22 protein-coding genes and 1 riboswitch are annotated in these 22,209 nt (G+C 62.4%); of the genes, 16 read left to right on the forward strand and 6 right to left on the reverse strand.

Going from position 1 to position 22,209, the window contains the following annotated elements; translation table 11 throughout:
* Positions 1–99: 99 nt before the first annotated feature.
* The 5 genes from fba (at position 100) to B0B52_RS00405 (ending at position 6,316) form a co-directional block, all read left to right on the forward strand.
* Positions 100–1,164, forward strand: coding sequence for a class II fructose-bisphosphate aldolase (gene fba / locus B0B52_RS00385; protein WP_077591618.1), 1,065 nt, complete (start codon positions 100–102; stop codon positions 1,162–1,164).
* Positions 1,165–1,258: 94 nt separating this feature from the next.
* Complete coding sequence (locus B0B52_RS00390; protein ID WP_077591619.1) at positions 1,259–2,167, forward strand: phosphoribosylaminoimidazolesuccinocarboxamide synthase; 909 nt, start codon at positions 1,259–1,261, stop codon at positions 2,165–2,167.
* A 68-nt stretch (positions 2,168–2,235) separates the two neighbouring features.
* Positions 2,236–2,327: riboswitch (S-adenosyl-L-homocysteine riboswitch) on the forward strand.
* 38 nt (positions 2,328–2,365) lie between these two features.
* Complete coding sequence (gene metH, locus B0B52_RS00395) at positions 2,366–5,149, forward strand: methionine synthase (RefSeq protein ID WP_371327347.1); 2,784 nt, start codon at positions 2,366–2,368, stop codon at positions 5,147–5,149.
* Between the two features lie 38 nt (positions 5,150–5,187).
* Complete coding sequence (locus B0B52_RS00400) at positions 5,188–5,778, forward strand: Crp/Fnr family transcriptional regulator (protein ID WP_077591621.1); 591 nt, start codon at positions 5,188–5,190, stop codon at positions 5,776–5,778.
* Between the two features lie 34 nt (positions 5,779–5,812).
* Complete coding sequence (locus tag B0B52_RS00405; RefSeq protein ID WP_077591622.1) at positions 5,813–6,316, forward strand: DUF1772 domain-containing protein; 504 nt, start codon at positions 5,813–5,815, stop codon at positions 6,314–6,316.
* A gap of 24 nt (positions 6,317–6,340) precedes the next feature.
* On the opposite strand, the gene B0B52_RS00410 is transcribed toward B0B52_RS00405, so the two are convergent.
* Positions 6,341–7,876, reverse strand: coding sequence for a YifB family Mg chelatase-like AAA ATPase (locus B0B52_RS00410; protein WP_077591623.1), 1,536 nt, complete (start codon positions 7,874–7,876; stop codon positions 6,341–6,343).
* 205 nt (positions 7,877–8,081) lie between these two features.
* Here B0B52_RS00410 and B0B52_RS00415 point away from each other — a divergent pair, with 205 nt between their 5' ends.
* The 5 genes from B0B52_RS00415 to B0B52_RS00435 all read left to right on the forward strand — a co-directional run bounded on the left by B0B52_RS00415 (position 8,082) and on the right by B0B52_RS00435 (position 12,818).
* Positions 8,082–8,855, forward strand: a complete 774-nt coding sequence (locus tag B0B52_RS00415) for a TorF family putative porin (protein WP_077591624.1) — start codon at positions 8,082–8,084, stop codon at positions 8,853–8,855.
* A 35-nt stretch (positions 8,856–8,890) separates the two neighbouring features.
* Positions 8,891–9,229, forward strand: coding sequence for a P-II family nitrogen regulator (gene glnK, locus B0B52_RS00420; protein WP_077591625.1), 339 nt, complete (start codon positions 8,891–8,893; stop codon positions 9,227–9,229).
* A 30-nt stretch (positions 9,230–9,259) separates the two neighbouring features.
* Positions 9,260–10,780, forward strand: a complete 1,521-nt coding sequence (locus tag B0B52_RS00425; RefSeq protein ID WP_077591626.1) for an ammonium transporter — start codon at positions 9,260–9,262, stop codon at positions 10,778–10,780.
* A gap of 248 nt (positions 10,781–11,028) precedes the next feature.
* A complete protein-coding gene (locus tag B0B52_RS00430) occupies positions 11,029–11,895 on the forward strand; it encodes an aldose 1-epimerase (RefSeq protein WP_077591627.1) in 867 nt (288 codons plus the stop codon).
* Positions 11,892–12,818, forward strand: a complete 927-nt coding sequence (locus tag B0B52_RS00435; protein WP_077591628.1) for an SMP-30/gluconolactonase/LRE family protein — start codon at positions 11,892–11,894, stop codon at positions 12,816–12,818. The genes B0B52_RS00430 and B0B52_RS00435 overlap by 4 nt, the downstream gene beginning before the upstream one ends.
* Positions 12,819–12,873: 55 nt before the next feature.
* On the opposite strand, the gene B0B52_RS00440 is transcribed toward B0B52_RS00435, so the two are convergent.
* Positions 12,874–13,065, reverse strand: a complete 192-nt coding sequence (locus B0B52_RS00440) for a hypothetical protein (RefSeq protein WP_077591629.1) — start codon at positions 13,063–13,065, stop codon at positions 12,874–12,876.
* Here B0B52_RS00440 and glcE point away from each other — a divergent pair.
* The 5 genes from glcE to B0B52_RS00465 all read left to right on the forward strand — a co-directional run bounded on the left by glcE (position 13,064) and on the right by B0B52_RS00465 (position 17,090).
* Positions 13,064–14,221, forward strand: coding sequence for a glycolate oxidase subunit GlcE (gene glcE, locus B0B52_RS00445; RefSeq protein ID WP_077591630.1), 1,158 nt, complete (start codon positions 13,064–13,066; stop codon positions 14,219–14,221). The two genes, B0B52_RS00440 and glcE, sit on opposite strands and share 2 nt — an antisense overlap.
* Positions 14,221–15,447 (forward strand): glycolate oxidase subunit GlcF, encoded by a 1,227-nt coding sequence (glcF, locus tag B0B52_RS00450; RefSeq protein ID WP_077591631.1) that lies wholly within the window; start codon positions 14,221–14,223, stop codon positions 15,445–15,447. Before glcE ends, glcF begins: the two co-directional genes overlap by 1 nt.
* A 74-nt stretch (positions 15,448–15,521) precedes the next feature.
* Positions 15,522–15,893: a VOC family protein gene (locus B0B52_RS00455; RefSeq protein ID WP_077591647.1), complete on the forward strand. Its 372-nt coding sequence runs from the start codon at positions 15,522–15,524 to the stop codon at positions 15,891–15,893.
* 7 nt (positions 15,894–15,900) lie between these two features.
* The gene (locus tag B0B52_RS00460) at positions 15,901–16,374 is read left to right on the forward strand and encodes an EVE domain-containing protein (RefSeq protein ID WP_077591632.1); all 474 of its coding nucleotides are present in this window, start codon (positions 15,901–15,903) and stop codon (positions 16,372–16,374) included.
* A gap of 29 nt (positions 16,375–16,403) precedes the next feature.
* Positions 16,404–17,090 (forward strand): YafY family protein, encoded by a 687-nt coding sequence (locus B0B52_RS00465; RefSeq protein WP_077591633.1) that lies wholly within the window; start codon positions 16,404–16,406, stop codon positions 17,088–17,090.
* A gap of 73 nt (positions 17,091–17,163) precedes the next feature.
* On the opposite strand, the gene B0B52_RS00470 is transcribed toward B0B52_RS00465, so the two are convergent.
* Positions 17,164–18,033 (reverse strand): LytTR family DNA-binding domain-containing protein, encoded by an 870-nt coding sequence (locus B0B52_RS00470; protein ID WP_077591634.1) that lies wholly within the window; start codon positions 18,031–18,033, stop codon positions 17,164–17,166.
* A 147-nt stretch (positions 18,034–18,180) separates the two neighbouring features.
* Here B0B52_RS00470 and B0B52_RS00475 point away from each other — a divergent pair, with 147 nt between their 5' ends.
* Complete coding sequence (locus tag B0B52_RS00475) at positions 18,181–19,353, forward strand: acyltransferase family protein (RefSeq protein WP_077591649.1); 1,173 nt, start codon at positions 18,181–18,183, stop codon at positions 19,351–19,353.
* A 10-nt stretch (positions 19,354–19,363) separates the two neighbouring features.
* Here B0B52_RS00475 and B0B52_RS00480 read toward each other — a convergent pair whose 3' ends face one another.
* The 3 genes from B0B52_RS00480 to lplT form a co-directional block, all read right to left on the reverse strand.
* Complete coding sequence (locus tag B0B52_RS00480) at positions 19,364–19,849, reverse strand: glutathione peroxidase (protein WP_077591648.1); 486 nt, start codon at positions 19,847–19,849, stop codon at positions 19,364–19,366.
* 172 nt (positions 19,850–20,021) lie between these two features.
* Positions 20,022–20,900, reverse strand: a complete 879-nt coding sequence (locus tag B0B52_RS00485) for a DMT family transporter (protein ID WP_077591635.1) — start codon at positions 20,898–20,900, stop codon at positions 20,022–20,024.
* Positions 20,901–20,952: 52 nt separating this feature from the next.
* Positions 20,953–22,209 (reverse strand): lysophospholipid transporter LplT (gene lplT / locus B0B52_RS00490; protein WP_077591636.1); only part of this gene is annotated, 1,257 nt, incomplete at its 5' end.

The following is a 22,209-nucleotide window of genomic DNA, read 5'->3' on the forward strand; positions in this document are numbered from 1 at the left end:
TAGGCGACCTTGAGGCCCTGATCGCCCGTGTGCCGGGTAAAATAGACGAAGTTACCGGTCAGTTACCGATCTGTTCAACCTTTTCACGGGATATTTCTTATGGCACTCGTTTCCATGCGCGAGCTGCTGGACCATGCGGCTCTCAACGGCTACGGCATTCCAGCTTTCAACGTCAACAATCTTGAGCAGGTCCAGGCTGTCATGGAAGCGGCAAAGGAAACCGGCGCACCCGTGATCCTGCAGGCCAGCGCCGGTGCGCGCAAGTACGCGGGCGAGGCTTTCATCAAGCACCTGATCCAGGCTGCCATTGAGATGTATCCGCAGATCCCCCTGGTCATGCACCAGGACCATGGCCAGAATCCCGATGTCTGCCAGGGCGCGATCAACCTCGGTTTTTCGTCCGTCATGATGGACGGCTCGCTCGAAGGCGATGGCAAGACCATCGCCAGCTACGAGTACAACGTCGACGTGACCAAAAAGGTTTCGCAGCTGGCGCACAAGGTCGGCGTCACGGTCGAAGGCGAACTTGGTTGCCTGGGTTCGCTGGAAACCATGAAGGGCGACAAGGAAGACGGCCACGGCACCGACGCGACCATGACGCGTGAGCAATTGCTGACCGACCCCGAGCAGGCCGCTGACTTCGTCAAGCAAACCCAGATTGACGCGCTGGCCATCGCCATCGGCACCAGCCACGGCGCCTACAAGTTCACACGCAAGCCCACCGGCGATATTCTGGCGATCGACCGCATCAAGGAAATCCACCGTCGCATTCCCAGCACCCACTTGGTGATGCATGGCTCGTCCTCGGTGCCGCAGGAGCTGCTGGCATTGATTCGCCAGTACGGCGGCAACATGAAGGAAACCTACGGCGTGCCCGTGGAAGAAATCCAGGAAGCCATCAAGCACGGCGTGCGCAAGATCAACATCGACACCGACATTCGCCTCGCGATGACTGCCGCCGTGCGCAAGTTTCTGGCCGAAAATCCCGAGAAATTCGATGCCCGCGAATGGCTCAAGCCCGCGCGCGAGGCCGCCAAGGCGATTTGCAAGCAGCGCTACATTGAATTCGGTTGCGAAGGCCAGGGGGCCAAGATCAAGGGCGACAACCTGCAGGTGGTGGCGGCACGTTATGCCAAGGGCGAGCTGGCCCAGGTGGTGCACTAAACGGGGGACACCCCACTTTCTGCGCCGGTTTTCGAACGGGCGATAATTGAAAGCTCGCTGGCATCAGCGGGCTTTTTTACTTTGGCAAGCACCCATGACCTCCGCACTCCACACCTCCGCCCTGACTTCTCTGCCCCTGCTGGCCCGCGGCAAGGTCCGCGACAACTACGCGGTTGGCAAAGACCGGCTGCTGATGGTCGCCAGCGACCGGCTCAGTGCCTTTGACGTGATTCTTGGCGAGCCCATTCCCGGCAAGGGCGCGCTGCTCACGCAGATGGCGCTGTTCTGGTTCGGCAAGCTGGGCCATATCTGTCCCAACCACCTGACCGGCGAAGCGCCTGAAAGTGTGGTGACCGCCGCCGAAATACCGCAGGTCAGAGACCGCTCCATGCTGGTCAAACGCCTCAAGCCGATCCCGGTCGAGGCGGTGGTGCGTGGCTACCTGGCGGGCAGCGGGTGGAAGGAGTACCAGGAGAGCCGGTCTGTGTGCGGCGTTTCGTTGCCGGCCGGGCTTAAAAATGCGTCCAAACTGCCCGAGCCGATCTTCACGCCGGCGGCTAAGGCTGCAGTCGGGGAGCATGACGAGAACATCAGTTATGAGCAGGTTGTCAAGGTGGTTGGCGCGGATCTGGCTGCCCAGATTCGTGACACCAGCGTCCGTATTTACAAGGAAGCGGCAGCTTTCGCCCTGACCAAGGGCATCATCATTGCCGACACCAAGTTCGAATTCGGCCTGGATGAAAACGGCACGCTGACGCTGATGGACGAAGTGCTGACGCCCGATTCCTCGCGTTACTGGCCGATTGAAGGCTACGAGGCGGCATTTGCCATCGGAGCCAACCCGCCCAGCTACGACAAGCAGTTTGTGCGCGACTGGCTGGAGCAGACTCTGGTCAACGGCAAGCCCTGGGACAAAACGCCTCCGGCGCCGCGCGTACCCCAGGACGTGATTGAGAAAACCGCCGCCAAGTACCAGGAAGCGCTGGCACGGCTGACGGCCTGAACTTCACCAGGTTCGCGGAAATGGGCCCGCGCCCGCGCGGGTAAGCCGGCTTCCGCTTAAAATATGCCCAACTCAAGGAGCGTTGCAGCGAAACCCGGTTTCGTCAGGCTTGAGTAACCGCAGGCCCCGCAGCCTGCCTTTGCAACGGCGCTCACCTTTATTCCAAGGTGAGTCATGTCTGAAATCCAAGTTCCCCCCATGAAACTGTCCGGCCTGGAGCCGGTGGCCATCGGCGCGGGTAGCCTGTTCGTCAACATCGGCGAGCGCACCAATGTGACGGGCTCCAAGGCGTTTGCCCGCATGATCCTCAACGGCGAATACGAGCAGGCACTCGTTGTGGCTCGCCAGCAGGTGGAAAACGGCGCGCAGATCATTGACATCAACATGGACGAGGCGATGCTGGACAGCCAGGCCGCCATGGTGCGTTTCCTGAACCTGATCGCCAGTGAGCCCGACATCGCGCGCGTGCCCATCATGATCGACAGTTCCAAGTGGAGCGTGATCGAGGCCGGCCTGCGCTGCATCCAGGGCAAGGGCATCGTCAACTCGATCTCGATGAAGGAAGGACTGGAGCCCTTCAAGCAGCAGGCCAAACTGCTCAAGCGTTATGGTGCGGCGGCGGTGGTGATGGCCTTCGACGAAAAAGGCCAGGCCGACACCTACGAGCGCAAGGTCGAAATCTGCGAGCGTGCCTACCGCGTGCTGGTCGATGAGCTGGACTTCCCGCCCGAAGACATCATCTTCGATCCCAATATTTTCGCGATTGCCACCGGCATCGAAGAGCACAACAACTACGCTGTGGACTTCATCAACGCGACGCGCTGGATCAAGCAGAACCTGCCCGGCGCCAAAGTGTCGGGCGGCGTGTCCAATGTCAGCTTTTCCTTCCGCGGCAACGACCCGGTGCGCGAAGCCATCCATACCGTGTTTCTGTACCACGCGATCCAGGCCGGCATGGACATGGGTATCGTCAACGCCGGCATGGTTGGCGTTTATGACGACCTCGAACCCACACTGCGCGAGCGGGTGGAAGACGTGGTGCTCAACCGCACGCCTGTCTACAAGCCGGGCGAGCCTGAACTGTCACCGAGCGAGCGCCTGATCGAAGTGGCCGAAACCGCGAAGAGCGGCGCCAAGGACGACAGCAAGAAAAACGAATGGCGTGCCTTGCCGGTTCGCGCGCGCCTGTCGCATGCGCTGGTGCACGGCATGAACGAGTTCATTACCGAAGACACGGAAGAGGTCTACCAGGCCATCCTGGCCGGCGGCGGTCGGCCGCTGCATGTGATTGAGGGCCCGCTGATGGACGGCATGAACGTGGTCGGTGACCTGTTCGGCCAGGGCAAGATGTTTTTGCCGCAGGTGGTCAAGAGCGCGCGCGTGATGAAACAGGCGGTGGCGCATTTGCTGCCTTATATCGAGGCCGAGAAGCTGCTGCTGGAAGCGGCTGGCGGCGACGTCAAGACCAAGGGCAAGATCATCATCGCCACCGTCAAGGGCGACGTGCACGACATCGGCAAGAACATCGTGACCGTGGTCCTGCAGTGCAACAACTTCGAGGTTGTCAACATGGGCGTGATGGTGCCCTGCCACGAAATCCTGGCGCGCGCCAAGGTTGAGGGCGCCGACATTGTCGGCCTCTCGGGCCTGATCACGCCCAGCCTGGAAGAAATGCAGTACGTTGCTGGCGAGATGCAGAAGGACGACCATTTCCGCATCAAGAAAATCCCGCTGATGATTGGCGGCGCCACCACCAGCCGTGTGCACACGGCAGTCAAGATCTCTCCGCACTACGAAGGCCCAGTGGTTTATGTGCCAGACGCCTCGCGCAGCGTCAGCGTGGCGCAAAGCCTGTTGTCCGACCAGGCCGCCAAATACATTGAGGAGCTCAACAGCGACTACGACAAAGTGCGTACCCAGCACGCCAACAAGAAACAGACACCGATGTGGCCGCTGGCCAAAGCCCGTGCCAATAAAACGGTGATCGACTGGGCCAGCTACACGCCGCCCAAACCCAAGTTCATCGGTCGCCGTGTGTTCAAGAATTTCGACCTGGCCGAACTGGCGGACTACATCGACTGGGGGCCGTTCTTCCAGACCTGGGACCTGGCCGGCCCCTTTCCGGCGATTCTCAAAGACGAGGTGGTCGGTGAAGAGGCGGTGCGCGTTTTCGGAGACGCCAAACGCATGCTCAAGCGCCTGATCGAAGGCCGTTGGCTGACTGCCAGTGGCGTGATCGGCCTGTACCCGGCCAACAGCGTGGGCGACGACATCGAGATCTACACCGACGAGTCACGCAGCGAGGTCGCCATGACCTGGTACGGTCTGCGCCAGCAAGCCGAGAAAACCGCGCTCGACGGCGTGATGCGACCTAACCGCTGCCTGTCGGACTTTGTCGCACCGAAATTGTTCACTCCTGATTTGATAGCTGTTCCCGCACAATTGATAGGGGCTGGAGGCCAAAAAGACTCAAGAATCGAGGACTACATTGGCCTTTTCGCTGTCACCGCAGGTCTGGGTGCAGAGAAGAAGGAAAAGTACTTCAACGACGACAACGACGACTACTCGTCCATCATGCTCAAGGCGCTGGCCGACCGGCTGGCCGAGGCGTTTGCCGAAGCCATGCACAAGCGGGTGCGCGACGATCTGTGGGGTTATGCCGCCGGCGAAACACTGAGCACGGAAGACATGATCGCCGAAAAGTACCAGGGCATACGCCCCGCGCCAGGCTACCCGGCCTGTCCGGACCACAGCGTCAAGAAAGACATGTTCGATCTGCTGCAGGCCGGCGACATCGGCATGGCCCTGACCGAGAGCCTGGCCATGACTCCGGCCGCCAGCGTCAGCGGCTTTTACCTGAGCCACCCGCAGAGTGTCTACTTCAACGTGGGCAAGATCGGTGATGACCAGCTGGAGGATCTGGCAAAACGGCGCGGTGCGAAGGCTGAAGACCTGCAGCGTTTGCTGGCGCCTAACTTGTAGGTTTGCCGCCTGTCGCTTGAGTAAGGATTCAAGGCGCCATGAGTGAGAACTTGCTGTTCAACGGATTGATGACCTTGATGCCCGAGGCGCCGCATCCTGTCATCCGACGGGTGGTGGCGAGCGCGCGGCTGCGTTGTCTTGCCAAAGGTGAGCCCTTGCTGCGGGCCGGGCAAGGGTGGGGCGACTTCTGGTGGGTAGAAAGCGGTCTGCTGCGGCTGTACTACCTGGATCAAAACGGCGTGGAAGCGAACAAGAACTTTTTTTCTGATGGGCAGCCGCTGTGGCCCATCACCCCTGCTTTGCGCGAAACGGACAGTTCTTTTTTTGTGGCTGCGCTGGAGCCAACGCGTGTACACGCCATCAGTTATGCGGTTTTCGAAAGGGAGATGAGCACCGAGCCGGCCTGGACCGCGCTCCAGCTGCGCGCTCTGCAGGGGCTGCTGGATGAAAAGATGTGGCGCGAGCGCATATTTCTGCAGTCTGACGCGAGCCAGCGTTATCAAGAGGTGCTTGTCAACCGCCCGATGTGGTGTGAACGGATTCCATTGAAGCACCTCGCGTCCTGGCTGGGCATGACCGATGTGTCCCTGTCCCGCGTGCGCGCCAACCTGGGACTTATCCGGCGTTAAGAGAGCGGGGCGGCAGCCGTTTCATACTGCACGGATGAGACATACCCCCACCTCTCTTGCTTTCCACGTCCTGGCTGTTGTCTGGTTCGGCATCATGGCGGGCTTCTTCGGTACCTACAGTTTCAACGTGAACTTTGCGACCCTGCAAATGGACGGCGCGACCTATGCAATCGTGCAGTCCTCACTGAATCGCAACGTCCGGCACAGCCTCTTTTTTGTGTTCTTCTTTCTGCCGCCGTTGTGGTGTGTTCTGGCGGTCGCCCTGGACTGGCAGCGCCGTGGCTGGTGCCTGCTTTTGTCGGTAGCCGCCCTGCTCTACCTCGGAGGCATCATTTTTCTGACACGTGAGGTCAACCTGCCTTTGAATGCCTACACCGAGTCCTGGAACCCGGATGCCTTGCCAGCCGATTGGGAGCAGACACGACGCGCATGGGGCCAGGCCAATATGTGGCGCAGCGTCGCAAGCGCGACCGCTTTTGTGCTGTCAGTGCTGGCATTGGCACTGAGGGGGCACGGGACCCCTGCGCGCGTCAACTGAGAGCCGCCACGCGCTTGAGGGGCATCAGTGCGCCTTGAGCGCACGGCGGTATTGCACCGCTTCGGCCACATGGGTGATTTGCACGGTGGCAGCGCCTGCCAAGTCGGCGATGGTGCGTGCAACCTTCAGGCAGCGGTGAATGCTGCGGCCGGACCAGCCGAGCTTGGCTGCCGCGGTGTTCAGGAATTTTGCTGCAGCGTCGTCCAGCTGGCACTGTGTGTCGATGGCTTTTCCCTGCAGTGACTGGTTGCTGCTGCCCTGGCGCGTCACGGCGCATTCCCGCGCCGCGACCACCCGCTGCCGGATGCTTGCCGTGTCTTCTCCTGGTGCGGCGCCGAGCAGCTCATTGGCGGCCAGAGCACCGACTTCCACATGCAAATCAATGCGGTCCAGCAGCGGGCCGCTGAGTTTGCCCTGATAACGCGAAACCTGGTCGGGCGAGCAGCGGCAGGCCCGCAGGCTGGAGCCGAGGTATCCGCAAGGGCATGGGTTCATGGCGGCAATCAACTGAAAGCGCGCGGGGAACTCTGCGCGTTGTGCGGCGCGGGAGATGGTGATGGTTCCTGACTCCAGGGGCTCACGCAGTGCCTCAAGCGCGGCACGTGGAAATTCCGGCAGCTCATCAAGAAACAACACACCATGGTGAGCCAGGGAAATTTCACCAGGCCGGGGCGGCGATCCGCCGCCAACCAGGGCGACTGCGCTCGCTGTATGGTGAGGCGCGCAGGTGGGTCGAACTGCCCAACGGTCCAGTGAAAAGCGGCCGCCAAGTGAGGCAATGGCCGCACTCTGGAGCGCTTCGTCCGTGGTCATGGCCGGCAGCAGCCCGGCGAAGCGCTGGGCCAACATGGACTTGCCCGAACCCGGTGCGCCTACCATTAACAGACTGTGTCCGCCGGCAGCCGCAATTTCAAGCGCTCGTCTGGCCGCCGCCTGACCTTTGACATCTGACAGATCGGGGTAGTGACTGGGCGGCTCCTGTGTGGCCGCCTGCATCCGGACCCAGCCCTCATTACTTTCAGGCGCTCCGTCACCGGGAAGAAACTGTCTGACCACATCCAGCAGGTGATGGGCCCGATACACCTCGGCATCCGGCACCAGGGCGGCTTCTTCGGCGCTGCCTCCCGGCAGCACAAGCTTTGGTCGGGGTTGCCCGGCTTCCTGTGCCGGCAACGCAAGGCTCATGGCCAGCGCTCCGCGTATGGGGCGCAATTCACCGCCCAATGAAAGCTCTCCGGCAAATTCATACCCTGCCAGCTTGCCCTTGTCGATTTGGCCGCTCGCAGCCAGAATGCCCAAGGCGATGGGCAGGTCGAACCGGCCAGAGTCCTTGGGCAGGTCGGCCGGTGCGAGGTTGACCGTGATTCTCTTGTTGCTCGGAAATTCCAGCCCGGTGTTCTGAATGGCCGAACGGACCCGTTCCCGCGCTTCCTTGACCTCTGTTTCTGCCAGCCCGACCAGCGTGAAGCTGGGCAGTCCGTTGGCCAGGTGGACCTCGACACAAACCGGATGCGCCTGCATGCCCAACAGGGCGCGGCTTTGCACTAAAGACAGGCTCATTGACCACTTCTCCCTTGCATGCACCAATAGTGCGCATTTATTGACGCACTTAATTGGTGCAAATATCTTTTTTGATTAATTTTGTTATAACGCGGCACTTACAAAAAGCGGTGACGCACAACTTTGGCGCTAGCGAAGTTTGGCACGCTCCGTGCTAACTCCACATTGTTCGCATACGTCCTACCCAACTTCCATGGAGTTTTTCATGACATTCGCCGCCCCAAAAACATTGCTGATTGTGACTCTAGCGCTTGCCGGTTCTGCATTCGCGCAAACCGCCGCGCCAGCTCCTGCACCGGCATCCACGCTGTCCTACAACATTGGCGCCACAACCGATTACCGTTACCGCGGTATTTCCCAGAGCGGGAAAAAGCCGGCTATCAACGGCGGCATCGACTATGCGCACAGCAGCGGCTTTTACGTCGGCTCGTGGGCTTCCTCGATCACCTGGCTCAAGGACACCACTGCCAACCCGAACACCACCAAAGGCCCGGTTGAAATTGATGTCTACGGCGGCTACAAGGGCTCAATGGCAAATGGCTTGGGCTATGACCTCGGCGGCCTCTATTACTGGTACGCCGGCAACAACATGAAAAAGACGGCCGGGCAGGTCAGCCCCAACACGTTTGAGTTGTACGGCGCCCTCACTTTGGGTGTCGTCACCGTCAAGTACTCGCACGCCACCACCAACCTGTTCGGTACAGCCAACAGCAAAAACAGCGGTTACCTCGACCTGAGCGCCAATTTTGACCTCGGCTCCGGCTGGTCGGTTGTGCCGCACGTCGGCGCGCAAAAAATCAAGAACGGCAACTCATATTCCGATTATTCTGTAGCCGTCAACAAAGACATCGATGGACTGGTGTTGAGCCTGGCTGCCGTCGGCACCAGTGGTCTCGGCGCGCCTTACCTGTTGCCTGGTTCGGGCACGCGTGATCTGGCCAAGAGTGGCCTGGTTTTTTCGATCAAGAAGACTTTCTGAAATAACATCCGAAAAACAGAGGCAAAGGAGAATCTATGAAACTCGTAACGGCAATTATCAAACCGTTCAAGCTGGATGAAGTGCGTGAGGCGCTCTCCGGCATTGGTGTGCAAGGCATCACCGTGACCGAAGTCAAGGGCTTCGGTCGCCAGAAGGGCCACACAGAGCTGTACCGCGGCGCGGAGTACGTGGTTGACTTCCTGCCCAAGGTCAAGATCGAGGCCGCAGTGTCCGACGAGCTGGTTGATCGTGTGATCGAAGCGGTAGAGGGCGCAGCCCGCACCGGCAAGATTGGCGACGGCAAGGTCTTCGTTTACAACCTCGAGCAGGTCGTGCGCATCCGCACAGGCGAGACCGGCAAAGAAGCGTTGTAAGCCTCCATCCTAAAAAAAGAGAACATAGACATGAAAAAACTACTTGCCTCACTGGCTCTGGGACTGAGCCTGTTCACCGGTGCTGCGGCCGTCATGGCCCAGGCGCCTGCTGCCGCACCCGCAGCCTCCGAAGCTGCCGCGCCGGCGGCTGCGGCGGCTACCCCAGCAGTGGCAGCCGCTGCCCCTGCCGCTCCCGCAGCAGCTGCGCCTGCCCCCGTCGCTAACAAGGGCGACACCGCCTGGATGATGGTCTCGACCATGCTCGTCATCTTGATGACCATTCCCGGCCTGGCGCTGTTCTACGGTGGCTTGGTTCGCAGCAAGAACATGCTGTCGGTGCTCATGCAGGTCATGGTGACCTTCTCCATGATCGTGGTGCTGTGGTTTATCTACGGCTACAGCCTGGCCTTCACCGAAGGCAATGCCTTCTTCGGCGGCTTTGACCGGCTGTTCATGAAAGGTGTCTGGGACAACGTCGCGGGCACCTTTGCCAATGCCGCGACTTTCAGCAAGGGCGTTGTGATTCCTGAAATCGTCTTCGCAGCTTTCCAGGCCACCTTCGCCGGCATCACCTGCGCACTCATCGTCGGCGCTTTTGCCGAACGCATGAAGTTCTCCGCAGTGTTGATGTTCATGGTCATCTGGTTCACCTTCAGCTATGCACCCATGGCGCACATGGTCTGGTTCTGGATGGGCCCTGACGCCTACACCGCCAAGGAAGTGGTCGATGGCATGAATGCCAAGGCTGGCTATATCTGGCAGATGGGCGCCCTGGACTTCGCGGGCGGTACCGTCGTGCACATCAACGCCGCCGTCGCTGGTCTGGTCGGCGCCTACATGGTGGGCAAACGCATCGGTTACGGCAAAGAAGCCATGGCGCCTCACAGCCTGACATTGACCATGGTCGGCTCCGCCCTGCTGTGGGTGGGCTGGTTCGGCTTCAACGCCGGCTCCGCTCTTGAAGCCAACGGTTTTGCCGCTCTGGCCTTCATCAACACCCTGGGTGCTACGGCTGCCGCGGTGTTGGCATGGTGCGTCGGTGAAGCACTGATGCGCGGCAAGGCATCGATGCTGGGCGCTGCCTCCGGCGCCGTGGCAGGCCTCGTGGCCATCACGCCGGCCGCCGGCAACGTCGGCATCGGTGGCGGCCTGATCATCGGCCTGGTGGCTGGTTTCGCCTGCCTCTGGGGTGTCAATGGTCTGAAGAAACTGCTGGGTGCTGACGACTCGCTCGACGTGTTCGGCGTGCATGGTGTGGGCGGTATCCTCGGCGCGCTGCTGACTGGTGTCTTCAACTCGCCGAGCCTGGGTGGCCCAAGCTTAGTTGCCGACTGGACCACCGTGGCCATGACGGCGCCCGAAGCCTACTCCATCGCCAGCCAGGTCTGGATCCAGGCCAAGGCCGTGCTGATCACCATCGTCTGGTCAGGTGTTGTGTCCTTCATTGCCTACAAGGTGGTCGACCTCACGATCGGCCTGCGTGTCAGCGAAGAAGACGAGCGCGAAGGCCTGGACATCACGTCGCACGGCGAAACCGCTTACAACCGTTAAGGGAATGAATGCTGCGGCTGGCCGGATGGCAGCCGCAGCCTGAATAAATAGCGAGAGTCTCCTTTGGATGTTGGGCCCGCAAGAACCACGGTTCTGGCGGGCCCTTTTTTTTGTCCGGCCCATCCCGTGCGCCGGTGCACAATGGCCGCAGGAGATGACATGGACCCCCACACCCACCTTCATTTGCCGTCACCCGAAGGGGCTTGGCGTTTTCTCTTCCCGGGGGCAGTGGCCCTGAAGGAGGCGCCATGACAGAACCCATCATCTTGTCCAGCGCCAGCCTGCGCTGCGAGATCAAGCCTGAGCTGGGCGGCTGCATCGCCGGCCTCTGGCTGGGCGACATTCCCGTGCTGCGCTCCACCCCCGCCTCCGCACTGGTTTCGGTGCGCCTGGCCGGCAGCTATCCGCTGGTGCCGTTTTCCAACCGTGTCGGTCATGCCACCTTGAAGTGGCAGGGAACCAGCCATCCCCTGGTGCAGAACAACGGCCCGGAGCCCCACGCCATCCATGGCCTGGGCTGGCAGCGGCCCTGGCAGGTGCTGGACCAGGACGACCAGTTGCTGATGCTTGCCTGCGAACACCGTGCAGACGTGTCCTGGCCGTTTGCGTTTGACGCTTCGCAAACCTTTCGCCTGAGCGGCAACACTCTTGAGCTGACGCTCAGCATGACCAACCAGGCCCCCACACCGGCACCGGCCGGCCTCGGCTGGCACCCGTATTTCGTCAAGCGCAGCCGCAGCCATATCGCGTTTGAGGCCGCGGGACGCTGGGAAATGAGCGACGAGAAACTGCCAACACACAGGCAGCCCTCGCGCGGACTGGATACCGATTGCACGCCGCTGGATGTTGATCATTGTTTTGACGGCTGGCGAGGCGAGGTGTTATTACAGGACGAACTGCTGCGCACGCGCATCACTTCCAGCCTGGACCGTCTCGTGGTTTTCACCAACGGCACGCGTGACTTTGTGGCGATCGAACCCGTCAGTCACGTCAACAACGCCATCAACCTGATGCAGGCCGGCGCCGGACGCGCGGAAGATCTTGGTGTGCGGGTGCTGGCGCCGGGTGAGTCGATGAGCGTGCAGATGAATATTCAAGTGGAGCGTATGCAATGAATTGGCAAACCGTCGTCCCCCAGCCCTGCGGCCTGGGCGAGTCCCCCTTCTGGCATGCCGACGAGCAGATGCTGTACTGGATCGACATTCCCGGCCGCCAGATTCACCGCTGCAATGTGTTCACGGGCGCGGTGGAAAACTGGGCCATGCCTAGCGAGCCCGGAAGCATTGCGCCGGCGCGGACAAACGGCCTGGCCAGTGGTCTGGTGATTGCACTGCGAGACGGCATCTACCGCGCAACGCAGTGGGGCGGGTCGTTGCAGCGGCTGGTGCTGGCCGACCATGACACCGCCACCACCCGTTTCAACGACGGCAAGGCCGATCCCCTTGGCCGCTTCTGGGCTGGCACCATGTACGAACCGCGCGACGCGGCCACGGCGCAGCTTTTTTCGCTCGACTGCCGCGGGGGGAAAGCTCCGGTGCTTGAGCGCAAGGCCGGCAATGCGACGATTGCCAACGGCCTGGCCTGGTCGCCCGACGCAAGCACGGTTTACTGGACAAATACCACGGCCCACGTGATTCGGGCCTGGAGCTGGGACGCGGCCAGCAACCAGATGACAGGCGAGCGCGTGTTCATGCAATTCCCCGGTAAACCGCCAGGGTGGCAACCCGGCTTGCCGGGGTACGGCGGCCGGCCCGACGGTGCGGCCGTGGACAGCCAGGGCAACTATTGGGTGGCCATGTTCGAGGGCGGACGCGTGCTCAAGCTGTCCCCGAGCGGGCAGATTCTGGCTGACATTCCCACGCCGGCAATGTGTCCGACCATGCCCTGTTTTGGCGGCGACGATATGCAGACCCTGTACCTGACAACCGCTTGCCACGGCCGCCCGGCTGCCGAGCTTGCGGCCATGCCGCAGTCAGGCTGCGTGTTTTCGATGCGGGTGGATGTGCCCGGCTTGCCGGTCAACTTCTTCATTGACTAGGAGCCTGCGCGACAGAAGGAGCGTCGGCTGCAAAGCGGCCGCGACGGCCCATTTTTCACCGGCTTTTTGCCCCATAGCTACGGCTATGGCGCTGCAAACCCGGCAAAAAACTGTGCTCGCCGGGGCCACTTTTCGCTTCGACGCCTTCTGCCGCGCAGACTCCTAGCTGCCACACCAAAAAACCGAACAGCGGCCGTTCAAAAATATCAAACTGAGCCGCCAGCGTGCCGCTTACCATCGGTGCCATGGATTCACGGCTTCAAGACATCACCGACCAGATCCGCGCCGCCGCGGCCAGTGGCACGCCGCTGCGTATACGCGGTGGCGGCAGCAAGGATTTTTACGGCGAGCCGCCTGCGGGTGAGTTGCTGGAAACCTCGGCGCTGACCGGCATCACCAGCTATGAGCCGACCGAACTCGTCGTCACCGTGCGTGCCGGCACCCCCCTGGCCGAGCTGGAAGCCGTGCTGGCCGAACGCGGCCAGTGCCTGCCTTTCGAGCCGCCGCATTTTGGGCCGGGTGCTACCCGGTCTGAGCCCTTGGGCGAAGGCCCCGCATACAGCGGCTCCACCGCGGGGAGCGTAGCGACCGTCGGTGGCATGGTGGCCGCCGGCCTGAGCGGCCCGGCGCGTGCGAACGTGGGCGCCGTGCGTGACTACGTGCTGGGCCTGACGATGCTCAACGGCAGGGGCGAATTGCTGACCTTTGGCGGCCAAGTCATGAAAAACGTGGCGGGCTATGACGTGTCGCGTTTGATGGTCGGCGCCATGGGAACGCTGGGTCTGCTCACCGAAATCAGCCTCAAGGTGTTGCCGCTGGCCCCGGCCGAAGCCACGCTGAAGTTCCAGATGAGCCAGGCCCAGGCGCTGGTGCAGCTGAACCGCTGGGGCGGCCAGCCGCTGCCGCTCAATGCCAGTTGCTGGGTGGACGACGGCCTGCCCGCACTTTACCTACGCCTGCGCGGGGCGGTGGCAGCTGTGGATGCCGCCTGCAAAACCATGGGCGGCGAACGGCAGGACAACGCCGCGGTGGCGCCCGACTGGACGCTGTGCCGCGACCAGCAACTGCCCTGGTTTCTGGCACGGGGCGAGCGGGACCTGTGGCGCTTGTCTCTGCCGCAGACCGCCGCGGTGCTGGACTTGCCCGAGCCGCCGCTGATCGAATGGCACGGCGGCCTGCGCTGGGTACGTGCTGCGCCGGGCGAGGGTCCGCGGCTGCGTGAACTGGCTGCAGGTGTGGGTGGGTTTGCTACTTTATTTATAGCTGATGACGCCCGAAAACAAAGGGCAGAAGGCCGATTCGATGCATTAAAACCGCCGCTGAACCGGATTCATCGCCAACTGAAGAAAGAATTCGATCCCTCCGGCATTTTCAACCGCGGTCGCCTCTATCCCGACCTCTGATGCAAACCAAGCTCTCCCCCGAATTCCAGGGCACGGCCGACGGCCTGGCCGCTGAAGCGATTCTGCGCAAGTGCGTGCATTGCGGCTTTTGCACCGCCACCTGCCCCACCTACCAGTTACTCGGCGACGAACTCGATGGCCCACGCGGGCGCATTTACCTGATCAAGCAGGTGCTTGAAGGCGAGGCGCCGACACGCAAGACCCAGATGCACCTGGACCGGTGCCTGACCTGCCGCAATTGCGAGAGCACCTGCCCCAGCGGCGTGCAATACGGTCACTTGGTGGACATCGGCCGCAAGCTGGTGGATGAACGTGTGCCGCGGCCTGCGCTTGAAAGCACGGTGCGCTGGGCACTCAAGCAAGGCTTGCCTTCGCCGCTGTTTGCTCCGGCCATGAAAGTGGGCCAAGCGGTGCGCGGCCTGCTGCCGGCAGCGCTCAAGGCCAAGGTGCCGGCGTCGCAACCGGCAGGCCGTTGGCCCCAAGGCGAACATGCGCGCAAGGTGCTGATGCTCGCCGGCTGCGTGCAACCGGCCATGATGCCCAACATCAACACCGCCACGGCGCGCGTGCTCGATGCGGCGGGCATCCAGACCGTGGTTGCAGCCAAGGCCGGCTGCTGCGGTGCCGTCAAGTTTCACCTGAACGACCAGGACGGCGGCAAGGCGGAAATGCGCCGCAACATCGACGCCTGGTGGCCGCATGTGGAGGCGGGCGTGGAGGCCATCGTCATGAACGCTTCGGGCTGCGGCGTCACGGTCAAGGAGTACTGCTACATCCTTCAGGATGACGCGGCCTACGCGGCCAAGGCGGCGCGCATCAGCGAACTGACGCGCGACCTGAGCGAGTTGCTGCCTGAACTGGTGGAGGCGCTGCGCGAGAAAGTCTCCGACAGGGCCGGAAGCGGCACCATTGCATTTCATCCGCCGTGCACGCTGCAGCACGGCCAGCAGTTGCGCGGCGGTGTCGAAAAACACCTGGGTGCGCTTGGCTTCAACGTGAAGGTGACCTCCTGCGAAGCGCATTTTTGCTGCGGCTCCGCCGGCACCTATTCGGTGCTGCAGCCTGAGATTGCCACCCAGCTGCGCGACCGCAAGCTGGGCCATCTGCAGGACATGGCGCCCGAGCTCATTGTGTCGGCCAACATCGGCTGCATCACCCATCTGCAAAGCGGCACCGCAACGCCGGTCAGGCATTGGGTGGAAGTGCTGGACCAGGCACTGGATTGACAACCCTGCTGACACCACGCTGTCAGCAGCCCCTCTTCATCATCAAGGCTTCTTCAACACAACAGGAGTCCTTCATGAAAAGCACCATCAGCTGGTTTGAAATCCCCAGCACCCAAATTGACCGCGCCCAGGTTTTTTACGAAGCCGTATTGAACTGCAAGCTGCGCCGCGAGCCCATGGGCCCCTCCGAAGGTGCCGTGTTTCCCTATGAGGGTGAAGGTGTCGGCGGCTGCCTCATGGCCGGCCCCACAGCACCGGCACCCGGCGCCACAGGCACGCTGATTTATCTCGATGCTTCCCCTTCGCTGGATGCAGCCTTGACGCGGGTGGCCAAGGCCGGCGGCAACATTGCGCTGGGCCGGCAGGCCTTGCCACCCGGCTTGGGTTTCTTTGCGCACATCACCGACCTGGACGGCAACCGGGTCGGCCTGCACGCACTGGCCTGAGGCGGCGATGCAATCCCACCCGCAATTGCACCCCCGAAACTGGATTGCCGTGGCCAGCGCGGAGCACGCCCGCCGTGGATGTGCCGAGCCTGCGCGGGGCTACATGCAGGTCTGCCACGGCAAATGCGCCCCGCTGAAGAGGGTGTTGCCGGGCGACCGTGTCACTTACTACGCGCCAACGCTTGCGTTCGGCGCGCGGGACAAGTACCAGCACTTCGTGTCCATAGGTGTGGCCCAGCCCGGTGAACCTTATCCGTTTGACATGGGCGGTGGCTTTGTGCCTTTTCGGCGTGACGTGGCTTACCTGACCGCACAGGAGGTGCCGGTGGCGCCACTGCTGGACCGGCTTGAGTTTGCACAGGAGCGCCAACACTGGGGCTACAAACTGCGCTTCGGCCTGTTTGAAATCAGCGATCACGACATGCAGGTGATTGCCCTGGCCATGCAGGCCGATCCCGCCCGATTGGGTTTTGAGGCCTGACGACCGGCGTGCTGCGCTAAAGTCCTGCCATGCGCCGCGCCGACCGTCTGTTTCAGATCCTGCAGTTGATCCGCGGACGCCGCCTCACCACGGCGGTGTTTCTGTCGAAGCGCCTGGAAGTGTCGGTACGTACCATCTACCGTGACGTTGCCGAATTGCAGCACCAGGGCGTTCCTCTTGAAGGCGAAGCCGGCGTCGGGTACCGACTGGGCACCGGCTTTGACTTGCCCCCTTTGATGTTCACTCAGGAAGAAGCCAAGGCGCTGGTGGCCTCGGTGCGCCTGGCGCAGCAGGGCCTGGACCCGGGCCTGGCCCGCGAGGCCGAAGATGCGCTGGGAAAAATCCTGTCGGTGTTACCGGCGGCGGCGCGTGTGGCCGCAGAAAGTCTGGCGGTCTACGCGCCCCTGCTGGGTGTGGATGGCGAGAACCAGCAGCGGCTGCAACGCTTGCGCGAAGCGGTCCAGGCGCGGCACAAGGTCAAGCTGCATTACCGCGACTTACAGGACAACACCAGCGAGCGCATGATTCGCCCGCTGGGCTGCTTTTTCTGGGGCAAGGTCTGGACGCTTGCGGCCTGGTGCGAAGCACGGCAGGACTTTCGCAGTTTCCGGGTTGACCGTATTGAAAAACTGCAGGTACTGGAAACCGGCTTCCAGCATGAAGCTGGCAAAACGCTGGCTGATTTTCTGCGCCATGTTGGCGCACCTCACTTTTAATGCGAGCATCGTATGCTATTGAATAAATAGCATACTTTTCCCGTATCTAAAGGGGGAAATCCTGATTTTTCTATTAACTACCACCCAGAGCCGCGCGGTAGCGCCGGCTGCACGGCACCTGGCTGCCGTCCTTCATGCGCAGGCGGGCATCGCCGCTGCTTTCTGGCTCAATTTCTGCCACGCGGTCCAGGTTGGCGGCATAGCTGCGGTGCACCTGGACAAAACGCGCCGGGTCAAGCTGGCTCAAAAAGTCTGCCAGGGTCGAGCGCAGCAGGTAGTCGTGGCCGTTGACGTGGATGCCGATGTAGTTGCCCTGGGCCTGCAGCCATTCGATGTCTGTGGCGGCAATGAGAAATTCCTTGCGCAGCTTGCGCACCAGGAACCGCTCAGGCCGCAGTGACGGCCCGGCCGATTCGGTGCCGGCGGGCGTCTCGGGCGCGTCCAGCACGCGCGCTTCACCCTGCAAGCGCAGCAGCAGCAGGCGGTAGCTGAGCACGGCGCAAAGAATCAGCACGTAGCTGCGCACGTCCTTGAGGTACTCGTAAGCCAGCACGGTTGCCCAGTTGCCGAAGTTGTAGCTGGCTCCGACCAGCGCATAGGCCGCCTTGCGCAGCGCCATCATCACCAGCACATGCATGGCGCAAAACACCAGCGTGCCGGCCAGGTGCCAGGGCAGGTTGCGGCCCAGCGTGTCCCAGCGCAACGGAAAACGCCGCTCGAAAGCGATCAGCGCGGGGATTAGCAAGCCCACGGTCAGGTTGCTCGAGAGCTCCCACAGTAAAGGCTGGGCAAACGGGGCTGTCCGTAAATCAATCCAGGTTGTGATGCTGTTGAACAGCACCTGGATCGTCAGCACCACAACCCAGAAACCGATTTCGGCTCGGCGTCGGTAGGGCTGGTAGCGCTCCAGCCAGGATTTTGTGGGGTCTGCGGGTTCCGTCATGTCGCCAGTCTAGAAGAAATGCCTGGATTCTCGTCCCCGGTGGCCACCGCTTGTCACAAACAGCCTGCAACTTGTCCCATGGGGCTGCCCGAAAAAGCCCCGCGCGCAAAAAATGACAGCCACTTGGGTTTTGTTCAGGAGAAAACCATGAACCGCCGTCACGACATTGATGCCCTGCGTGCCCTGGCCTTTGGCCTCGTCATCCTTTACCACGTGGCCATGTATTACGTGGCCGACTGGCCCTGGCACCTGAAAAGCCCGCATGCGGCCGAGTGGCTGCAGCTGCCCATGCGGTCGCTCAATTTATGGCGCATGGACCTGGTCTTCCTGATTTCGGGCCTAGCCCTGGGTTTCCTGCAACGGGGCCAGGGCGCGGGCGCCCTGTTCCGTCAACGCAGCTGGCGGTTACTGCTGCCATTGGTGTTCGGCATGGTGGTGGTCGTGCCCTTCCAGGCTTACGCGCAGGGTGTGGCCAACGGCAGCATCGCACCGGGGTTCGGCGCCTTTCTGTTGCGCTACGCCGCCGGCGGGCCCTGGCCGAAAAATGCGTTTGACGGCTCGGACTTCGGTGTCACCTGGAACCACCTGTGGTACCTGCCCTACCTGTGGCTCTACACCAGCGTGCTGGTCCTGCTGTTGCCTGCATTGCAATCGGCCGCCGGCCAGCGTCTGCGCCAGGCGTTTGCCGGGCTGCGCGGCGCGGCCCTGCTGGTGCTTCCTGCACTGCCGCTGATGGCCTGGTCGCTGCTGCTCTGGCCGCATTTCCCGCCCACACATGACCTGATCGGCGACGGCTGGCTGCATGCGGTGTATTTCACGCTGTTCCTCTATGGCTGGTGGATAGGCACGGACGAAGGCTGGTGGGCCGCTGCGGCGCGCTTGCGCTGGCCAGCCCTGGGCGCGGCACTGATGCTGCTGGCGGTGTACGTGGGCTTGCGTGCACTGCCCCCGGAAGGGGCGGCCCCGCGCCAGCTGTTGCGCCTGGTCGCCGATCTGTACCTGTGGACGGCCCTGCTGGCCATCCTGGGATGGGGCCATCTGAAGCTCAACCGTCCGTGGCGCTGGCTGCCCTGGGCCAACGCATCGGTCTATCCCTGGTATGTGTTGCACCAGACGGTGATCATCGTGGCCATCTGGTGGCTGGCACCGTTGCAGCTGGGGCCAGTCGTGGAGCCGGTGCTGCTGGTGCTGCTGACGGTGGCGGGGTGCTGGGCAATCACCGCCCTGGTGCGCCGCAGCGCCTGGCTGCGGCCGCTGTTCGGGCTGCACAGTTGCAGGCTTGCCGCAAGGCAGCCGCGCGCCCTGTGCGGGCAAGCCTAGCGCGGGGTTCTCAGGCGGCGAGCGCCGCTTCCACGTCTTTGGCCAGGCCGGCGGGTTCGTCGGTCGGCGCATAACGCTTGAGAACCTGGCCGTCCCTGCCGACCAGAAACTTGGTGAAGTTCCACTTGATGGCCTTGCTGCCCATCAGGCCGGGGGCTTCGGCTGATAGCCACTTGTACAGCGGGTGCGCGGCCGGGCCGTTGACGTCGATTTTTCCCATCATCGGAAAACTCACGCCGTAGTTGACCTGGCAGAACTCGGCAATCTCGCCCTCGGCGCCCGGGTCCTGCGCGCCGAATTGGTTGCACGGAAAACCCAGCACCACCAGCCCTTTGCCGGCATAGGTTTTGTGCAGTTCTTCCAGACCACCGAACTGTGGCGTGAAGCCGCATTTGCTGGCCGTGTTCACGATTAACATCACCTTGCCCTTGAATTTGGACAGTGCGATGTCCTTGCCGTTGATCTGGCGCGCTTCGAAGTCGTAAATGCTGCTCATGGTGTGCTCCTGGTTTGCCCTGCCACTGTACTGCAGCAAGCCAACATAGGCGCAGGGGAGCTTGTCTTCCCAAGGGTCCGCGGGTCCGGCTTTGCCGGCCCGCAGGCGAAGCGTCTCGCGAGCCGCGGCCTGCAAGGCCTCGGGCGCTACACGCAGTGAGCAACCGTGGGGGCTACTTCTTTGCGGGCGCCAGCGCCGCCAGCACGGCAGCCAGCACGATCAGGCTGCCGCCCAGCAGGGTGCGGCTGCTGAACTCGGACGCGCCCAGCGCGGCGGCGGACAGGCTGGCAAACAGGAGCTCGGTCAGCATCACCAGCGCCGTGGTGCTGGCCGCCAGCCGTGCGGCCCCATATTGCAGCGCCATGTTGCTGAGAAGGAAGGCGACGCTCAGGGCCAGCGCCACATTCAGCCATGCTGTGGTCCAGAGCGGGGCGGGCACCACGCCCGAGGCCATGCCCAGCACCGCTGCGCTGCCTGCCAGCAGGGCGCCGCCGCCAAACATCGCCATCATGCGCGAGGCGCTGGAGGTGTATTCGAGCTTGCGCAGCATCACGTTGGTGGCGGCAAAACTCAGGCCACCCATCAGGGCCAGCCAGTCCGCAATGCCTTGCGGCACCGGCCAGGACGAGTCAGGCGCTTTCAGCACGATCACCACGCCCGCCATGGCCAGAAGAAGCCTAAGCAGAGACAAGCGTGTCGGTTGCTCTCCCAGCACCGCCCACGCCAGCAACACCGACCACGCCGGCATCAGGTAAAACAGCAGCACCACACGCACAACATCGCCAACGGTGACGGCCCAGTTGAAGCCGAGATTGGTCAACCCGGCGGCCAGGGCGAGCAGCCACAGCTGCGGATGTTGGGCAAATCCGCGCCAGCCTGACGGCCAGGCCAGCGTGACGCAAACCAGGGAAAAGAGATAAATGACCGTGGTAGACCACAGCGGATGCAGGCCCAGAGTCTGCAGCTCGCGAAACGGCCACCATGACACGCCCCATACAAAGGCGTTGAAAACCAGTGCGGATGCAGCAAGGGCGGTTCCCCGCGGAGTCACGGAATCCGGCTCCCGCTGACCGGGCTGTGGCCGGCAGTGCCACCAGCGCGCATCAATGCAGTTTGTCGCTGCGCGCGATGCTCAAGAGGTGGTCCACCTGCTCTTTGTGCTTGATGCAGTTGCTTTTGTGCCAGCGCTGGATCAACCACATGAAGCCCGCGACCACCACGCCGAAGATGGTGATGGCGCCAAAGGCCGACAGCCCCATGCCGGTGGACAGGCTGTAACCGGCGCCCAGCGCAAGAATGCAGGCCTGTTCGTTGAAGTTCTGCACCGCGATGGAGCGGCCCGCCCCCATCAGGTTGTGGCCCCGGTGCTGCAGCAGCGCATTCATGGGAACCACCAGGAAGCCGCCGAGTCCGCCCAGCAAAATCAGGAAGGGCGCGGCAACCCAGACGTTGGAAATCACGTTCATCAAGATAACCAGCACACCCATGGCAATGCCCAGAGGCATCACACTGGTGGCATGCTCCAGCCGCATGCGCATCGATGCCAGAACGGCGCCTGCTGCGGTGCCGATGGCCACCACGCCGACCAGCGAGGAGGCCTGCGTGGTGCTGTAACCCAGTGCAGCAGCGCTCCAGGCCAGCACGATGTAGCGCAGATTGCCGGAGACACCCCAGAACAGCGTGGTGGTGGCCAGCGAAATCTGGCCCAACTTGTCGCGCCACAACGCCGCGTTGCAGTTCCAGAAGTCGGGCAGAAGCTCCAGCTTGTTGCGCGGCATGGGGCGCATTTCGACGCCGGTCAGTGGAATGCGGGTGTTGAACCACCCCGCGATGGCGTACAGGAGAATGAGCGCGCAGATGGCGGCCTCGGGCGGTGTATCAATACCGGTGGTGAAAACCGGAAAATCAAATGACAGCAGCAGGTGGGAGACCGAATGGCCGACCAGCTGGCCACCGAGCAGCACGCCGAGGATGATGGATGCGATCGTCAGGCCCTCGATCCATCCGTTGGCCTTGACCAGCTGCGAGGCCGGCAGCAGTTCGGTGAGGATGCCGTATTTGGCGGGGGAATAGGCTGCGGCACCGAGGCCGACAATGGCATAAGCCAGCAGCGGATGGGTGCCGAACAGCATCATCAGGCAACCCGCCACCTTGATGGCATTGCTGATGAACATCACCTTGCCCTTGGGCTGCGCGTCGGCAAAGGCACCGACGAACGGCGCCAGCACCACATAGAACAACGCAAACATGGGCACCAGCGCTGCCGGCTGCCACTTGGGAGCCCCGCTGCTGCGAAGCAGTTCCACGGCAGCCACGAACAGCGCGTTGTCAGCCAACGAGCTGAAAAACTGGGCTGCCAT

This window comes from Polaromonas sp. A23 (assembly GCF_002001015.1).
Lineage (GTDB): Bacteria > Pseudomonadota > Gammaproteobacteria > Burkholderiales > Burkholderiaceae_C > Polaromonas.